Below are 14559 nucleotides of genomic sequence, written 5' to 3'. Positions count from 1 at the left end.
ACACGACGCAGGACCTCAGCATTTCGATCACTTGGGCCACTTCGGCCACTTCGACCTCAGGACATCCCATGACCACTGCTGCTCCCTTCCAGGACTCCTTCGACGGCAAGCGGATCGTCGTCGTCGGCGCCGGCTCGCACATCGGGCGGGCACTGGCCCGTACGGCGTCCGCGGCCGGTGCCGAGCTCGTCCTCGCCGGGCCCGACGCGGACCGGCTGTCGGCGACGGCGGCCGCCCTGCCCGGACCGGCCCTCATCCAGCCGACCGACCTCACCGACGAGGGGTCTGTCGCCGCCCTCGCCGAAGCCGCGGGCCGCGTCGACCACGTCGTCTCGACGGCCGCCGTCCCCGCCAACGGGCCGGTGTCGGGGCTCGTGCTCGCCGACGTCCAGCGGGCCTTCGCCGCGAAGGTGTTCGGGCCGCTGCTGCTCGCCAAGCACCTGGCGGGGCGGATGGACGAGGGCGGGTCCCTCACCTTCTTCTCCGGCTTCGCGGCCTGGCGGCCCGCACCGGAGCGGGTGGTCATGGCCACCACCAACGGCGCCCTGTCGTTCCTCGTGGAGGCGCTGGCCGTCGAGCTGGCGCCGCTGCGGGTCAACGCCGTCTCCCCCGGCATCATCGACTCCGGGGCGTGGGACCGGCTCGGCGAGGACAAGGAGGCCTTCCTGCGCGGGGTCGCGGAACGCAACCCGGCCAGGAGGACCGGCACCCCGCAGGACGTGGTGCGGTCGGTGCTGTACGCGGTCACCAACCCGTTCGTCACCGGCACCGTGCTGCACGTGGACGGCGGCGCGCGCCTTGTCTGAGATCACCGGCTCCGGCTTCGAGGGGTGGTCGCCCGCGCTGCGGGCGGAGTTCGAGGCCTGCGCGTTCAACGGGCACGTCGGGCAGCGGCTGCTCACCGAGACGGGCCGGGTCCGGGTCTGGGAGATCCGGCTCGCGCCGGGCGAGCGGCTGCCGGCGCACCGGCACGTGCTCGACTACTTCTGGACGGCGGTGACCCCCGGCCGCAGCCGCCAGCACACCGCCGACGGCGTCACCCGAGAGGTCACGTACGCACAGGGCGAGACCCGCCATCTCACCTTCGGGCCGGGCGAGTTCCTCCTGCACGACCTGGAGAACATCGGCCCGGCCCCGCTCGTCTTCACGACGGTGGAGTTCATGAGGGGCCCCAACACCCCCCTCCCCCTCATTCCCTCCGCAGGACCGCCGGCGTGAACGGGAGACCCCGGCCCGCGGGCCGGGGTCACTCGTATTCCGTGCCCCCCTTGCGGGTGAGGTAGGCCGGGCTGACGGCCTTGGCTATGGCGCGGCCGCCGACCACCGGGCTGTGGCGCTCCGTCACCGGGCGGATCACCACGCCCTCGCGCAGGTGCGCGGACCGTCCGGACACCGTCTCCCGGCCGCTCGCCAGCCCCAGCACCGTGTCGAGCTCGTACGGGCCCTCGAAGAGCGTCGGCACCAGGGGCAGTTCGCCGTCCTGGAGCAGCTCCCGCGGGTCCAGCCACCGCACCTGGCCGTCGATCTCCGCCGCTATGTCGAAGACGGCGTAGCCCGGCCCGGTGGCGGCGGTGCGCGCGTCCGTTCCGTACGCCAGGTCCTGGACGCCCGCGCCGTACACCTCGCCGAACACTCCGATCCGGGTGGCGCCCAGCCGCTCGGCCAGCTTCGCGGCGACCTCCGGTACGCCGTGCCCGCGCACCGCCCGCCAGTACAGGTTGCGCTCGTCCTCCCGCAGGGCCAGCCCCTTGGAGCCGAACCCCTTCGAGGAGACGAACACCCGGCCGCCGTCGACGACGTACGTCGACAGGCAGGCCGTGCCGTGCAGCTTCTCGGTGAGGACGACCGGCTCGCCGGGCTCGAACAGGTCCGGGTAACGCTGGAGGTTCTCGATGTCCACCCACGGCAGCAGCTCGGGCGCCGACTCCACCTCGCCGTTCATCGTCGTCGGGACGGGCGGCGCCCATTTCGTGATCCCGAGCAGCTCGGCGAAGTCCACGCCCTCCTCGGCCGCCCGCGCCAGGTCCACATCGGCCAGCGCCCTCGGCCGGCACACCAGCCCCTGCGACAGCTCGCCGCGCAGCCGGACCGCCTTGACCCGGTCGGCGGAGCCTCCCGCGAGGCGGCCGGTCAGGCCGAGCTCCGCGATCAGGTCGGCGGGCAGCACGGCCTGTTCGGGTATGTAGAGGGCGAACTCGCCGGTGCGATAGGCCCCCTTGGCGACGACGGCCCGGTAGAGGCCCACCTGGGCCAGCTCCAGCGCGTCGGCGTTCGGATGCTCGTGGACGGTCAGCTCTTCGGCGGTGACCCGCAAGGTCGACATGTGCGCAACTCCTCGGATGTGACGGCGTCGTGTACGACGGCGTCCACTGTGCGGCCCGGCATTTGCGCTGGTCCAGCCGAAATCCCGGTGTTAGCCTGACGCGCCCCGCCCCCGCGTCCGCGCCACCCCACCGTCCCGCCACCCCACCGTCCCGCCGTCCCGCCGTCCGCCGCCCCCAGGAGGTCCTCGTGCCACGTCGTCCGGTCACCGTCGTCACCGGAGGCAGCCGGGGCATCGGCGCCGCGACCTGCCTGCGCCTGGCCGAGGACGGCCATGACGTGGTGCTCGGATACCTCCGCGACGAAGCGGCCGCCGAGGCCGTCGCGCGGCGCGTACGGGCGAGTGGCGCGCAGTGTCTGACCGTCCGCGCGGACACCGCCGACGAGTGCGGGGTGGAGCGGCTCTTCGACATCGCCGGCGCGGAGTTCGGCGCGGTGACGGGGCTCGTGAACAACGCCGGCGTGACCGGCCCGCTCGGCCGGCTCGCGGACACCTCGACCGAGGACCTGCGGCGCGTGGTCGAGGTCAATCTGCTCGGGTACCTGCTGTGCTGCCGCCGCGCCGCCCGGGACATGGCGGGGGCGGGCGGCGGGGCCATCGTGAACGTGTCCTCGGCGGCAGCCACGCTCGGCAGCCCCGGCGACTACGTCCACTACGCGGCGACCAAGGCCGCCACCGACGCCCTGACGGTGGGGCTGTCCAAGGAGCTCGGGCCGGACGGGATCCGGGTCAACGCGGTGGCGCCCGGCATCATCGAGACCGACATGCACGCCGCGATGGGCGACCCCGGGCGGCCGGCCCGGGCGGCGGCCGGGATCCCGCTCGGGCGGGCCGGGCAGCCGGAGGAGGTCGCCGGGGCCGTGGCCTGGCTGCTGTCCCCGGACGCCTCGTACACGACGGGCGCCGTCCTGCGGGTCTCGGGAGGCCGCTGACCTCGGGGGTCAGCCCCCGAAGGCCGCGCGCGTGGCCGGGCCGTAGACCCCGGGCTGGTCGCCCTTGATGTCCCGGTCGCGCTGCAGCTGGGCGACCCCGCGCTTGGTCTGGCTGTCGTACTCGCCGGTGACCTGGACGTACGTGAACCCCTGGGCGTAGAGCCGCTCCTGGAGGGCGCGCACCTCGGGCCCGCGGTCACCCATGCGCAGCGTCCCGGAACCTCCCGGGGACGCCGCCCCGGACGGGCCGCTCGGCCTCGCCGGCGCGGGGGTCCGTCCCGCGGAGGGTCCCGCCGGGCCCGGGCTCGACGCCGTTGCCGGCCCTGATGCCGCCGCGGGCGGCGCGGAGGCCCGCCCGGACCCTTCGGGCGGGGTCTCCGCGTCGGCCCCGGGGCTGCGCGCCGGGAGCACCGGCAGGGACAACTGCGGTGCCCTCACGGCCCGCCGGGGCTCCGGGTCGGGTCCGCTGAGCCAGAACGCCAGTCCGCCGGCCGCGGCGAGGGCGAGCAGGGCGAGGGCCGCCAGCGGGACCCGGCTGCCGCGCTCCGGAGCGGCGGGTGCGCCGGCCGGCTCCGCGGCAGCTCCCTCGCCCCGGGTTCCGGGCGCGTCGAAGGACACGGGGACGGGCCCGGTGTGCGGCCAGGCGGGCGTCGCCGCTCGGGGCGGCCGCGCGGAGGGGGCCACGTACGGGCGCACGAACAGGCGGTCGTCGGGCGCGCCTGCGCTCTCGTCGGAGTGGTGGGACACGGTGTCTCCCGGCGGGGGTGGGGACCGGCGCGGCGGTGCGGTGTCGGCCCCCACCCTCCCGGTCAGGCCCTGCGCCGCCGCGCGACCAGGACCGTGCCCGTGGCGGCGCACGGCTGAAGTGCGCCTCGGGTCGTCATGGGGTCAAGCGAATCGCGGACCGGTACGAACATATGAGACATCTCCGAAGTGCAGCTCATGCGATGGTTCTTGAGTGCTTGATCGGCGCACTCTTTCCCCCCGGGATGGCCCCGGTCAAGCCGGGTGTCCGATCTGCACCATCCGTCCGTTCCGCTTCTCGACCCCGGTAGCCCTCGGCATCCGGACCGTGACGGTGGGACCCGCGGGGCCGACTCCGCCGCCGCTTCACCCGGACGCGTGAGCGCGGCCCTGCGAGCGGTCCGCGGTGCGGCATGGTGGTCGGATGCAGTTACGCCGGGCCCTGCCCCTGTCCCTCGTCGCGCTGCTCGCGAGCGCCGGCTGCGTCTGTGTGGGACCGGAGGCGGTTCCGGCTCCGTCGCGCGACTCCTCGGCGGCCGCGGACGCGCAGGACACGGCCGATGCGTCGGCCGCCCCCGACCGGCCGCCGGCTCACGCGGAGCCCCTTCCCCTCCCGCTTGGGCGGCTCCCCGAACCGCCGGGCCCTCCGCCGGTCCGTGCCGCCCCGGAGCGGCCTCCCGCCGTACGCGGCGCCGAACCGCCCGCGGCGCCCCGCCGGGCGCGCCCGGCCAAGCCCGCGCCGCCGCGCACCCCGCGACAGCCTGCCGCGCCGCGCCTGCCCCGCCCCGACGAGCTGTGCGCCGCCGCCGAGGGGGCCGTACCGCCCTCCATCGTGGATCTGTGCATCCGGCAGTATGGCCGCTGACCAGCAGATATCGCTCAGGACTTGACCCTCCCCCCGTGTCAGGGCCTGCACTGGAGGACGTCATGTTCACCATCGGAGACTTCGCCAAGCACGGCCGGGTATCGGTCCGCATGCTGCGCCACTACGACGCCATCGGACTGCTGCGCCCGGCGCGTGTCGACCCCGCCAGCGGCTACCGCTACTACGAGGCCGGGCAACTCGCCCGCCTCAACCGTGTCATCGCGCTCAAGGAGCTCGGCTTCAGCCTGGAAGAAGTGGGGTCGATCCTCGACGAGCGGCTGGGCTCGGAGGAGTTGCGCGGCATGCTGCGGCTGCGGCGGGCCGAACTGGAGTCGGCCATGGCCGCCGCGGCGGCCCGGCTGACCCAGGTCGAGACGAGGCTCCGGACCATCGAGAGCGAGGGATCCATGTCCAGCGTCGACATCGTCGTCAAAAGCCTCCCGCCCGTCCGGCTCGTCGAGCTGACCGGGGTCGCGGGGAGCTACGAGCCTCAGGACATCGGGCCGGTCATCGGCCCGCTCTACGAAGAGCTCTGCCGCCGGATCGAAGCCGCCGGGGTGGTCCCGACCGGCCCGGGGATCGCCTACTACGAGGACGCGCCGGGCGCGGAGGCCGGCGCCGTCCTGGTCCACGCCGGGCTGCCGGTGGGGCCCGCGGTACGCGCCGAGGCCCTCGGGGGCGCGGTACGGGTGGTGGAGCTGCCCGGGGTGGAACGGGCCGCGACGGTGGTGCACCGGGGCTCGATGGACGGCATCCTGCCCACCGCCCAGGCGCTCGCGCACTGGATCGACGCGAACGGCCACCGCTCGGCGGGCTACGCGCGCGAACTGACCCTGGCCTGCCCGGAGGACCGGACCCAATGGGTCACGGAGCTCCAGGAGCCCCTCGCGCCCGCCGGGTAGGCGGCCGGGCGGTCAGGCCGCACGGTCCGCGGGCGCGGCAGCGGGGCGGCGCGGGCACGTGAGGGGGGAGACGGGCCGGCGGCGGGCGGTGAGGCGGCGGGCCGTGCGGAGGCGGTGCAGTGTGGCGTGGCCGCGGCGGCGCCATTCGGCCCGCGGGAGGCCCGCACGCTGGCCGCCGCCCGTGATGAGGGCGTTGACCGGGGTGTGGGGGTCGGCGGCGATGCCCTTGGCCACCAGGACGCCGACCACGAGCGGGACCAGGGCCACGGCCAGTGCGGAGCCGGCGGTGGTCACGTGCTGCATGCGGCGCGGGCGAGCGGCGACGGTGGCGTCGAAGGTCATGCCCCCATTCGACCAGCGGCGGGCCCGCGGGGAATCGGGGCGGATACTCAGGTCGTTGGGTGTGAGGTACTCAGAGCGCACGGGCAGGGGGTGGTGGGTGGTGGACACGTCCTTCGAGCCCGCGACCGGCGACGGACCGGAGCGGCCCGCCTCCGCGGCGCGGGAGGCCGAGGTCCGCACGGCCTACGAGGGCCTGCTGCAGATCCGCCGCCTGGTGAACGGCCCGGCGGGGACGGCGGTTCCCGCTCCCTGGGAGCTGCGGCAGATGCCGCGCGCGGTGGCCCTCGTGCTCGAGGCCGCGGGGATCCCGCCGTCGGCGGTCGACGCGCAGGGCCGTCGTACGCGGACGGGGTACCGGGTGGCGCCCGGGCCGTCCGGGAGCGCGACGGTGGAGGTGACCTGGCCGGGCCCGCCAGGCGGGGGCGCGGCCGAGGCGGAGCGGGAGCGGCTGACGGTCTGTGCGGCCGCGCTGGAGCCCCTGGGCTGGGGCTGCCTGCTCTACCGGGGACCGCGTCGGCGCCGCTTCCTGGAGGTGGAACCGCCCCGCTGACCGGGGTCCGGGAAGGAAATGCGGTTTCCGGAAACCCGCCGCGCCGGGCACACTCGCCCGATGGGCATGCTCGACGCAGTGGCGGACCGCATCGGCCGGGGCGAGACCGTGGAGTTCCGGCCGACCGGCGACTCGATGGTGCCGCTGATCCGCAGCAGGCAGCGGGTCCGGGTGGCCCCCGTCGATCCGGCGCTCGTCGAGCCCGGGGACATCGTCCTGGCCCGGGTCTCCGGCACGGTGTACCTGCACCTGGTCTCGGCCGTGGACGCCGCGCGCCGCCGCGTGCAGATCGGCAACAACCGGGGCCGGGTCAACGGCTGGACCGGATGTGACCGCGTCTTCGGGATCTGCCTCGCCGTGGACGACGTACCCCGCGCGGGCGCGTCCGCCAAGGTCCGGCGACCGCCGGTCCGTACGGAGGGCACCGGCCGGCTCGGCTCCGCCCGGCTGGAACTGCTCCCCCTGCGCGTCGAGCACGCCGCGGAGATGGCCCGCGTGCTGGGCGATCCCGTGCTCCACGAGTTCACCGGCGGCGCCCCGCTCACGGCCGGTGCGCTGCGCGAACGCTACGCCCGGCTGGCGGCCGGCTCGCCCGACCCCGCGGTCGTGTGGTGCAACTGGGTGCTGCGGCTGCGCGGGGACGGGCAGCTGGTGGGGACCGTACAGGCCACGGTCACGCCCGCGCGGGACACCGCCGAACTGGCCTGGGTGATCGGAACCCCCTGGCAGGGCCGGGGCTTCGCCACCGAGGCGGCCCGCGCCCTCACGGCGTGGCTGGCGCAGCTCCCCGTCGGGCTGCTGATCGCCCACGTCCACCCCGGCCACCACGCCTCGGCGGCGGTCGCCGCGGCCTGCGGCTTCGCCCCGACCCCCCACCTGGAGGACGGCGAGACCCGCTGGGAGCTCCGCCCGCGGGCAGCTCGCCCGCCCGGGGCGTAGGTCAGCCGTAGCGCTCTGCCAGGGCGGCGACGGTGTCCGCCAGGGCCCGGCGGAGCTCCGGCGGGGCCAGTACCTCGGTTTCGGTGCCGAGGCGGAGCAGGTCGCCGACCGCGACGGCCGCGGACTCGACTTCCAGCTCCACGCGGATCCAGCCCTCCGGGTCCCCCGGCTCGGCCGGGGAGGCCCCGGCCAGCGCCCGTACGCCGGCGGCGCCGAACTGCATCGGGAGCAGCCGGCGCCCGCGCGGGGACAGCAGCAGGCGGGCGGTCCCCTGTCGGGTGGCCTGCTCCATCCGGCGGGCGGACTCCGCCCAGTACGCGGCGAGTCCGAAGCCGGCCGGACGCTCGAATCCCTCCTCCGCGGTGTCCACGGCGAGGAACCGCGAGACCCGGTAGCTGCGTACGCGCTCGTCGGCGGCCCTCGCCACCAGGTACCAGATGCCTCCCTTGAGGACGAGCCCGAGCGGGTGCAGCGGGCGCCCGGCCCGCTCTTCGCCGTTCCAGCGCCGGTAGTGGGTGAGCAGTACGCGCTGGTCCCACACGGCCCGGGCGATCGCCGCGAGGTGCGGGACGGGGTCGGCATCGCGGAACCAGGCCGGGGCGTCCAGGTGGAAGCGGTCCTGGAGGCGGCGGGCCCGTTCGGCGAGGGCGGCGGGCAGCGCCGCCTGGAGCTTGAGCTGGGCGGCGGCCAGATCGGCGCCGAGGCCCAGTTCCTGCGCCGGCCCGGGCGCACCGGCGAGGAAGAGGGAGCCGGCCTGGGCGTCGGTGAGGCCGGTGAGCCGGGTGCGGTAGCCGTCCATCAGCCGGTAGCCGCCGGCCGGTCCGCGCTCCGCGTGGACCGGGACGCCGGAGGCGCCGAGGGCTTCGACGTCCCGGTAGACGGTCCGGACCGACACCTCCAGCTCGGTGGCCAGTTCGGGTGCGGTCATCGGGCCGCGGTTCTGCAGCAGCAGGAGGAGGGAGAGGAGCCGGTCCGCGCGCATGGGGTCATTGTGTCCGGCGGGCCGGTGCGGCCGGGACCCGGACACCGGTACCTGACAGAGGGTGTCAGGTATGCCGGACAGGCTGTTCTCGCGCCGGGGGAAACGGTCCCTCCCGGCCGTGAACCAGGAGGTCCTCCATGTCCGCCCGTACCACCACCGGTCGTTTCACGTTCGCCGACTGGGAGGAGCAGCCGATCGGCCCGGCCGGCTCCACTCCGCGCCTGGCCCGCTCGACGGTCGTCAACGCCTTCGCGGGCGGCATCGAGGCCGGGGCGACCCACGCCGGCTACACGATCACGTACACCGGGGAGGGAACCGGCTCCTACACCGGTCTGGAGCTGCTCTCGGGCGCCGTCGACGGCCGCGAGGGCGCGTTCGTCCTGGAGCAGCGCGGCACCTTCGACGCCTCCGGCACCCGGTGCACGTTCGAAGTGGTCCCCGGCTCGGGATCGGGCGAGCTGGCCGGGCTCTCGGGCTCCGGGGCCTTCACCTACCGGCACGGCGACACGTCCGTCGCGTACGAGTTCGGCTACACGGTGGGGTAGACGGCGGCAGGGGCGCGGACCATGACGGCCCGCGCCCCCTGTCGCCTTCGTCCGCCTGCCGCGGCTACGGTGCGCCGAAGGTCAGCGTCAGCTGCGGCGTGCCCTCGTTCGCCGCGGCCTCGGAGGACCACAGCCACAGCGCGTCCGTACCCGGGCTGGTCAGTGCCAGGCCGTAGCTCGTACCGAGCGCGCCCGACAGGGCGGCCGTGCTCAGCCCGGTGGTGTGCACCGCCGAACCGTCCGGGACTCCGGCGAAGCTGCCCAGGGCCGGGCTGCCGGTGGCGGGGCGGTTGTTGTAGGTGGTGCCCGCCTCCGTCCACGTGCCGGTGACCGGGACCACCGAGACCGTATCCGCCGTACCGGCTCCGCTCATCGTGCTGGTCTTCACGCTGAGGGAGGCCGATTTCAGGACGGTGCCCGCGGGCGCGGCGGGCAGGTTGAAGCGCAGGTAGCTCGTGTACAGCGAGCTGCCCCGCACGGCGAGCGAGGAAGAGCTCCCGTAATTGCCGTCCGGCGCGCCGGCGTTGACGTAGGTGTCCTCGGCGGCCTGCACCTGGACGACCGAGTCGGCGGGCGCGGTGGCCAGGGCGTGGTGGTTCTGCACCTGGGCCGCGCTCAGGACGCTCGGGTAGACGGCGGTCTCGTCGAGCTGGCCCGCCCAGAACTCGCTGGTCGGGGGGTTGGGCCAGCCGCCGAGGCTGTCGCCGCCGGCGTGCCAGTAGCCGGCGTAGTTCTCGTGCGTGGTGACGGCCAGGGTGCCCTTCTGCACGCCGTCCACGTAGAGCACCATGCCGCCCGGTCCCTGGGTGGCGACCACGTGGTGCCACGTGTTGTCGTTGTACGCGGTGCCGGTGGTGATGGTGCGGGTGGCCCCGGTGTACACGCCGTAGACGAGGCGTCCGTCATTGGTCATGTAGATGTGCTTGTCGTACTGGTTGCTGCCGCGCACCTGGTTGTTGCCGAAACCGAAGAGCTTGCCGCCCCGGGTGGTGTTCGTCTTGAACCAGGTCTCGATGGTGTAGCTGCTGCCGATGCTCTGCCGCTGGTCCCCGTAGACACGGGTGTCCGTGCCGTTGAAACCGATCGCCGTGCTCGCGCCCGAGACCGCGCCGGGCGTCTGGCGCAGGGCCGGGGCGTTCAGGTGCACGCCGTTCTGGTTGCCGCTCGCGGAGGAGTCGGCGACGTTCGGCAGGGCCGCGTCGTCGTAGCGCCAGAACAGCTGGGCGCCGTCCGCGCGGACCTGGTTGGGGTAGGAGTCGACCGAGGTCGGGACGGTCACGCTGGCGGTCGCCGAAAGGGCGCTGGTGTTGCCGGCCGCGTCGGTGGCCGTCACCCGGTACGTGTACGACTGGCCCGCGGCGACGGTGGTGTCGGTCCAGGAGGCCTGCGGGCGCTTGAAGAACAGCGAGTCCGCCGTGACCGTGGCGATCGGCGTGCCCGAGCCGTTCCGGTAGATCCGGTACGTCAGCGCGCTGTCGTCCAGGTCGAGGCTGGTGCGCCAGCGCACCTGCACCTCGCCGGGCCTGAAGCTCGCCGCGGTCGCCACGGGGACGGTGGGCGCGCCCGTGTCGCCGGTGGACGCGAACCGGGTCAGGCTCTGCTGCGCGGAACCGTTGACGGTCGTGAACTCGCCGCCGACCCACAGGTACTGGACGCCGCCCTTGGAGCCGACCGCCATCACGCGCGGGCCGATGCCCTCGCCGATGCCGTCGTTGGTGTCGGGGGCCCAGCCCAGCTTGCCGACGCTGGTGGTCGGCTGGGCGAGGAGGTGGTGGCGCTGGCCGTCCGGGTACTCGCCCACGCTGGAGCAGTCGTGGGCGTGCGAGGCGCTGTACAGCACGTTCTGGTACGGCAGCACGGCCTGGGTGGCGCCGAGGCAGGTGTCGCGCCAGCGCTGGTTGAAGTCGCTGAGGTTGAGCGCGATCCGGCCGTCGAAGACGCCGCCGCCGGTGCCTTCGTTGGCGGTGTAGAACCCGGTCGCGTCGGTCGCGATGTCCTTGACGACGGAGTTGGTCTCGATGAAGCCGGCGTACGTCTTGGTGAGCGCGCCGCTGGTGGAGTCGACGACGGCCAGGGCGTGGGTGTTCGTGCCGTTGACGGTGAAGAAGTCGCCGCCGAGGACGACGTGGTTGCCGTCGGGGGTGACCTCGACGGCGCGGCCGGGCTCGTCGGCGTCGGCGGTGAAGGGCCGCAGCGCACCGTCGGACGCGGCGACGGCGGCGAAGCGCTCGCGCGGCTGGCCGGCGACGGTCAGGAAGTCGCCGCCCGCGTAGACGGTGTCGTCCGTGACGGCCAGGGCCCGCACGGTGGCCGCGAAGGCGGGGCGGAAGCCGGTCTTGACGGTGCAGGTGGCCACGTCGATGGCGGCGAGGCTGGAGACCGGGGTGCCGTTGACGGCGCCGAAATAGCCGCCCGCGTAGAGGGTCTTCTTGTCCGGGGAGAGGGTGAGGGCGCGGACGGTGGCGGTGCCGCCGCCGACGGTGAAGGAGAGGTGGCAGGAGGTCGGGGCGCCGGTCGCGGCGTCGAGCGCGGCGAAGTTCACCGCGGGCTGCTCGGCAGCGCCGGAGCCGTCGCCTTCGGGCGGGCGGACGGCGGAGAAGGTGCCGCCGACGAAGACGGTGCCGCCCGCCTCGGCGAGGGCCCAGACGACGCCGTTGGGCTGCCAGGTGGACAGCGCGTCGGCGGTGAAGGCCACGGGCGGGGTGACGGCCGCCGCCTGTGGGACGAGGCCGAGGCCTATGCCCGCTCCGGTCCCCGCCAGGGACAGGGCGAGAGCGGCCGCGAACCCTCTGGATCTACGCATGAACCCCCCAGTTCGGTGTCACTGTGTCGCTGTGCGGTGATGGCCGAAAACAGACGTGGAGTCGCTGTCCTCGACGGTGCGTACGGGCGCACCCTAGGCCCCTTTGCTCCCTCGTTCACCCCACTTGACGCAATCGGATGCCAAATCGGAGCCTCTCCGGGCCCCCTCCTCTTCGCGCCATGATCATTTCCGGACCGCGCGGTCGGCGGGGTCGTTGTCAGTGGTGGCCGCTAGCGTCGTACGTGACTGATCGAGCAACCGGCGCATGGGGGAGACATGGGGTACGTGAGGTACGTGGGGTACGTGCGGGCGGCCGCGATGACGGCCGCGGCCGTGGCGACGACGGTGGCGCTGGTCGGGGGCGGGGGCGTGGCGCGGGCCGCCGACGGGGAGCTGGTGCCGTACCCGGGACCGGACGCGGTGGTGTGGATCTCCGAGCACACGGGGTCGGGGGGCCTGGTGAGCAGTGGGCTGAACGCCCGGCTGGGCACCGAGATCGCGGTCGCGTGCGAGGGCGGCGGCAGCGTCGAGGTCGGCTTCGAGGCCTCCGGGACGCCGGGGTCCGTGCCCGTCACCTTCACGCTGGAGTGCCCGGCCGGAGCGGTGGCGCGCAGGACGGTGCAGCTCGGGGACGGGCTGTCGGGGTCGTTCGGCGTCCAGGTGACCGCGTCGGACGGGGGCATACGGTGGGGCCTCGCCGTGCTCCAGCCCGAATGACAGCCCCGGCGGGAGCCGGGGGCGGCCGGTCCCGGCGGGCCGCGCCACCGGGACCGGCGGGCCCGCCGGGACGGGGAACAGCGGCGGCTCAGACCGGCGGCAGGGGGCGGCACAGGAGGGCTGCCGGGCCCGGGCGGGAGGCCGCGCGGGTCGTGAAGGCGATGCCCGCCGCGTACTCGGTCGGCAGGCACTGGCCCTTGTAGTCCCCGTACGCGAACTCGCCGCCGGGGGCGCCGGGCGGGCGGTTGTCGCCGCGGTCGAACCAGAGCGTGCGGCCGCCCGCCGGCAGAGCCGTCCGGCTCGGGGCGCACAGGGCCGCCGAGACCCGCTCGCCGCGCAGGCTGTAGCCGATCAGGAACTGGCCCGCCGGGCACTGGAACTTCGTATAGCCGGTGGCCCAGTCACCGCCCGGCGGGACGTACGCCTCGTCGCGGACCACGGTGTGCCCGCCCGTCGGGGCCCGCAGGTCGGAGGTGCCGCACAGGCCGCGCCCGTCCGTGTGGCCGAGTCCCGCCAGCCGGGCGCCGTCGGGGCAGACCGCCTTGCGGGCGCCGTTGTCCCAGTCGCCCGTGGCCCGCGTGCGCAGCGAGGCGTTGTGGTCGCGGTGGTCGGTGGTCAGCTGGTACCACGCGGGGGTGACGGGGATCTGTCCGGTGCGCCCCGCGGCACCGGCGAGGGCCGTCCACGGCTGCGTGCGCCAGTCGCCCGCGTCGAGCAGACCGGAGCGGCGGCCGGAGGCGTCGTAGCGGAGCATCGCCCAGGAGTCGCCGCCCGGTGCGCCCTGGGCGGTGGTGCTCCAGCCGACCAGCGGCCAGTACGCGAAGTCGGCGTCGACGGCGTTCAGATAGCCGGTCATGTTCTGGAACCAGGCGCGCGGGAGGGCGCCCGTCTCGTCGGCGCCGATGCCGAACTCGCTGACCCAGACGGGTGCGGTGAAGTGGGTGCCGGTCTCGGCGGAGACGTAGAGGGCCTGGTCGTAGAGGGTCTGTTCGAGCTGGGCCCGGCTCATGTCCTGGTAGCGCAGATCGCTGGTCTCGCCGATGCCGGTCGCGCCGCTGTGCCGGGGGCCGGTGTACCCGTAGAAGTGGGCCGAGTACACGAGCTTGCCGGACACGACGAGGGTGTGCGACAGGGTGCGGACGGGGGTGAGGGTGGGACGCCCGTGGGCGAAGCCGTCCACGGGGATGCCCGTCCAGTTGATGCCCTCGATCACGATGAGCAGGTTCGGGTTGGCCTCGGCGAGGATCCGGTCACCCGCCTCCTGGGCGGCCGCCTGCCAGTCGTGGTTGTCGCCGAGCCCCCAGTTGGGGTCGTCGAGCACGTCGCGGCGGACCTCGTTGTAGAGGTCGGCGCCGACCACGCGCGGGTTGTCGCGGTAGCGGCGGGCCAGGAACACCCAGTCGTCGGCCCACTGGGCGGTGGAACGGCCGCTGTTCCAGCGCTCGTTGCCGTCGAGTCCACAGCACCAGCGTGTGGTGACGGTGTGGTTGTTGAGGATGACGGCGAAACCGGCGTCGGTGAGTGCGGCGACGACGGCGTCGTAGACCTGGAGCGGGGTGCGGCCGCGCAGTGCCGGGTTGGCGGCGACGGCCGCGTCCGGGACCGGGACGGTGGTGCGGAGCATCTCGTTGGAGAAGGGCAGCCGGATGCTGTTGAGCCCGAGGGCCCGGAAGTCGGCCAGCAGGGTGGGCAGCGGGACCCGGTCCAGGCCGATCGGGATGCCGTTGGAGTTCTGGCCGGCGTGGTGCGTGGCCGGGTCGTTGCGGTCGCCGCTGCCGTTCCAGGAGCCCTGGGCACCGTCCCAGTTGCCGGAGCGCAGCCGGAAGCGGTTGCCCTGGGCGTCGACGATGTAGCGGCCGCGGGTGGACAGCGGCGGGGTCCACGCCTCGGCCGCGGGCGCGGCGGCGGACACCGG

The 14559-nt window shown here is 74.6% G+C and carries 15 protein-coding genes; 9 read left to right on the top strand and 6 right to left on the bottom strand.

Annotated features, from left to right (window positions below; genetic code table 11):
• Positions 1-68: 68 nt before the first annotated feature.
• Both K7B10_RS34520 and K7B10_RS34515 read left to right on the top strand, forming a co-directional pair.
• Positions 69-806 carry an SDR family oxidoreductase gene (locus tag K7B10_RS34520; RefSeq protein ID WP_229342783.1) on the top strand — a complete coding sequence of 246 codons (738 nt, stop codon included), beginning with the start codon at positions 69-71 and terminating at the stop codon, positions 804-806.
• Positions 799-1218 (top strand): cupin domain-containing protein, encoded by a 420-nt coding sequence (locus tag K7B10_RS34515; protein WP_229342782.1) that lies wholly within the window; start codon positions 799-801, stop codon positions 1216-1218. Before K7B10_RS34520 ends, K7B10_RS34515 begins: the two co-directional genes overlap by 8 nt.
• Before the next feature lie 28 nt (positions 1219-1246).
• On the opposite strand, the gene K7B10_RS34510 is transcribed toward K7B10_RS34515, so the two are convergent.
• The gene (locus K7B10_RS34510) at positions 1247-2323 is read right to left on the bottom strand and encodes an RNA ligase (ATP) (protein WP_229342781.1); all 1077 of its coding nucleotides are present in this window, start codon (positions 2321-2323) and stop codon (positions 1247-1249) included.
• Positions 2324-2511: 188 nt separating this feature from the next.
• Here K7B10_RS34510 and K7B10_RS34505 point away from each other — a divergent pair, with 188 nt between their 5' ends.
• Entirely contained in the window at positions 2512-3255 is a 744-nt protein-coding gene (locus K7B10_RS34505; RefSeq protein WP_229342780.1) for an SDR family NAD(P)-dependent oxidoreductase, read from the top strand.
• Positions 3256-3264: 9 nt separating this feature from the next.
• Here K7B10_RS34505 and K7B10_RS41390 read toward each other — a convergent pair whose 3' ends face one another.
• Complete coding sequence (locus K7B10_RS41390; RefSeq protein ID WP_229342779.1) at positions 3265-4002, bottom strand: peptidoglycan-binding domain-containing protein; 738 nt, start codon at positions 4000-4002, stop codon at positions 3265-3267.
• A 421-nt stretch (positions 4003-4423) separates the two neighbouring features.
• Between K7B10_RS41390 and K7B10_RS34495 the strand changes: the two genes are divergently transcribed.
• Together K7B10_RS34495 and K7B10_RS34490 are read left to right on the top strand one after the other, a co-directional pair.
• Entirely contained in the window at positions 4424-4864 is a 441-nt protein-coding gene (locus K7B10_RS34495; protein ID WP_229342778.1) for a hypothetical protein, read from the top strand.
• 62 nt (positions 4865-4926) lie between these two features.
• A complete protein-coding gene (locus tag K7B10_RS34490; protein WP_229345633.1) occupies positions 4927-5766 on the top strand; it encodes a MerR family transcriptional regulator in 840 nt (279 codons plus the stop codon).
• Positions 5767-5778: 12 nt separating this feature from the next.
• Here K7B10_RS34490 and K7B10_RS34485 read toward each other — a convergent pair whose 3' ends face one another.
• Positions 5779-6108: a hypothetical protein gene (locus tag K7B10_RS34485; RefSeq protein WP_229342777.1), complete on the bottom strand. Its 330-nt coding sequence runs from the start codon at positions 6106-6108 to the stop codon at positions 5779-5781.
• A 97-nt stretch (positions 6109-6205) separates the two neighbouring features.
• Between K7B10_RS34485 and K7B10_RS34480 the strand changes: the two genes are divergently transcribed.
• Positions 6206-6658: a hypothetical protein gene (locus tag K7B10_RS34480; protein ID WP_229342776.1), complete on the top strand. Its 453-nt coding sequence runs from the start codon at positions 6206-6208 to the stop codon at positions 6656-6658.
• A 447-nt stretch (positions 6659-7105) separates the two neighbouring features.
• The gene (locus K7B10_RS34475) at positions 7106-7597 is read left to right on the top strand and encodes a GNAT family N-acetyltransferase (protein WP_229345630.1); all 492 of its coding nucleotides are present in this window, start codon (positions 7106-7108) and stop codon (positions 7595-7597) included.
• Between the two features lies 1 nt (position 7598).
• Here K7B10_RS34475 and K7B10_RS34470 read toward each other — a convergent pair whose 3' ends face one another.
• The gene (locus K7B10_RS34470) at positions 7599-8579 is read right to left on the bottom strand and encodes a helix-turn-helix transcriptional regulator (RefSeq protein WP_229342775.1); all 981 of its coding nucleotides are present in this window, start codon (positions 8577-8579) and stop codon (positions 7599-7601) included.
• 137 nt (positions 8580-8716) lie between these two features.
• Between K7B10_RS34470 and K7B10_RS34465 the strand changes: the two genes are divergently transcribed.
• Positions 8717-9124 (top strand): DUF3224 domain-containing protein, encoded by a 408-nt coding sequence (locus K7B10_RS34465; protein WP_229342774.1) that lies wholly within the window; start codon positions 8717-8719, stop codon positions 9122-9124.
• 64 nt (positions 9125-9188) lie between these two features.
• Here the strand turns inward: K7B10_RS34465 and K7B10_RS34460 are convergent, their stop codons facing one another.
• The gene (locus K7B10_RS34460; RefSeq protein WP_229342773.1) at positions 9189-11927 is read right to left on the bottom strand and encodes a DNRLRE domain-containing protein; all 2739 of its coding nucleotides are present in this window, start codon (positions 11925-11927) and stop codon (positions 9189-9191) included.
• 276 nt (positions 11928-12203) lie between these two features.
• Between K7B10_RS34460 and K7B10_RS34455 the strand changes: the two genes are divergently transcribed.
• Positions 12204-12644, top strand: coding sequence for a hypothetical protein (locus tag K7B10_RS34455; RefSeq protein WP_229342772.1), 441 nt, complete (start codon positions 12204-12206; stop codon positions 12642-12644).
• 88 nt (positions 12645-12732) lie between these two features.
• Here K7B10_RS34455 and K7B10_RS34450 read toward each other — a convergent pair whose 3' ends face one another.
• A complete protein-coding gene (locus tag K7B10_RS34450) occupies positions 12733-14556 on the bottom strand; it encodes a glycoside hydrolase family 5 protein (protein WP_229345627.1) in 1824 nt (607 codons plus the stop codon).
• Positions 14557-14559: the final 3 nt, after the last annotated feature.

Origin of the sequence: Streptomyces flavotricini, assembly GCF_020639365.1 — a bacterium.
Taxonomy (GTDB): Bacteria; Actinomycetota; Actinomycetes; order Streptomycetales; family Streptomycetaceae; genus Streptomyces; species Streptomyces flavotricini.
This window is presented reverse-complemented; position numbering and strand designations above follow the sequence as displayed.

What these genes read in the sequence shown, in the direction of transcription:
- K7B10_RS34510 (WP_229342781.1), bottom strand. Translation starts at nt 2,323, where the DNA reads ATGTCGACCTTGCGGGTCACCGCCGAAGAGCTGACCGTCCACGAGCAT.
- K7B10_RS34470 (WP_229342775.1), bottom strand. Translation starts at nt 8,579, where the DNA reads ATGCGCGCGGACCGGCTCCTCTCCCTCCTCCTGCTGCTGCAGAACCGC.
- K7B10_RS34485 (WP_229342777.1), bottom strand. Translation starts at nt 6,108, where the DNA reads ATGACCTTCGACGCCACCGTCGCCGCTCGCCCGCGCCGCATGCAGCAC.
- K7B10_RS34455 (WP_229342772.1), top strand. Translation starts at nt 12,204, where the DNA reads ATGGGGTACGTGAGGTACGTGGGGTACGTGCGGGCGGCCGCGATGACG.
- K7B10_RS34520 (WP_229342783.1), top strand. Translation starts at nt 69, where the DNA reads ATGACCACTGCTGCTCCCTTCCAGGACTCCTTCGACGGCAAGCGGATC.
- K7B10_RS34460 (WP_229342773.1), bottom strand. Translation starts at nt 11,927, where the DNA reads ATGCGTAGATCCAGAGGGTTCGCGGCCGCTCTCGCCCTGTCCCTGGCG.
- K7B10_RS34465 (WP_229342774.1), top strand. Translation starts at nt 8,717, where the DNA reads ATGTCCGCCCGTACCACCACCGGTCGTTTCACGTTCGCCGACTGGGAG.
- K7B10_RS34490 (WP_229345633.1), top strand. Translation starts at nt 4,927, where the DNA reads ATGTTCACCATCGGAGACTTCGCCAAGCACGGCCGGGTATCGGTCCGC.
- K7B10_RS34495 (WP_229342778.1), top strand. Translation starts at nt 4,424, where the DNA reads ATGCAGTTACGCCGGGCCCTGCCCCTGTCCCTCGTCGCGCTGCTCGCG.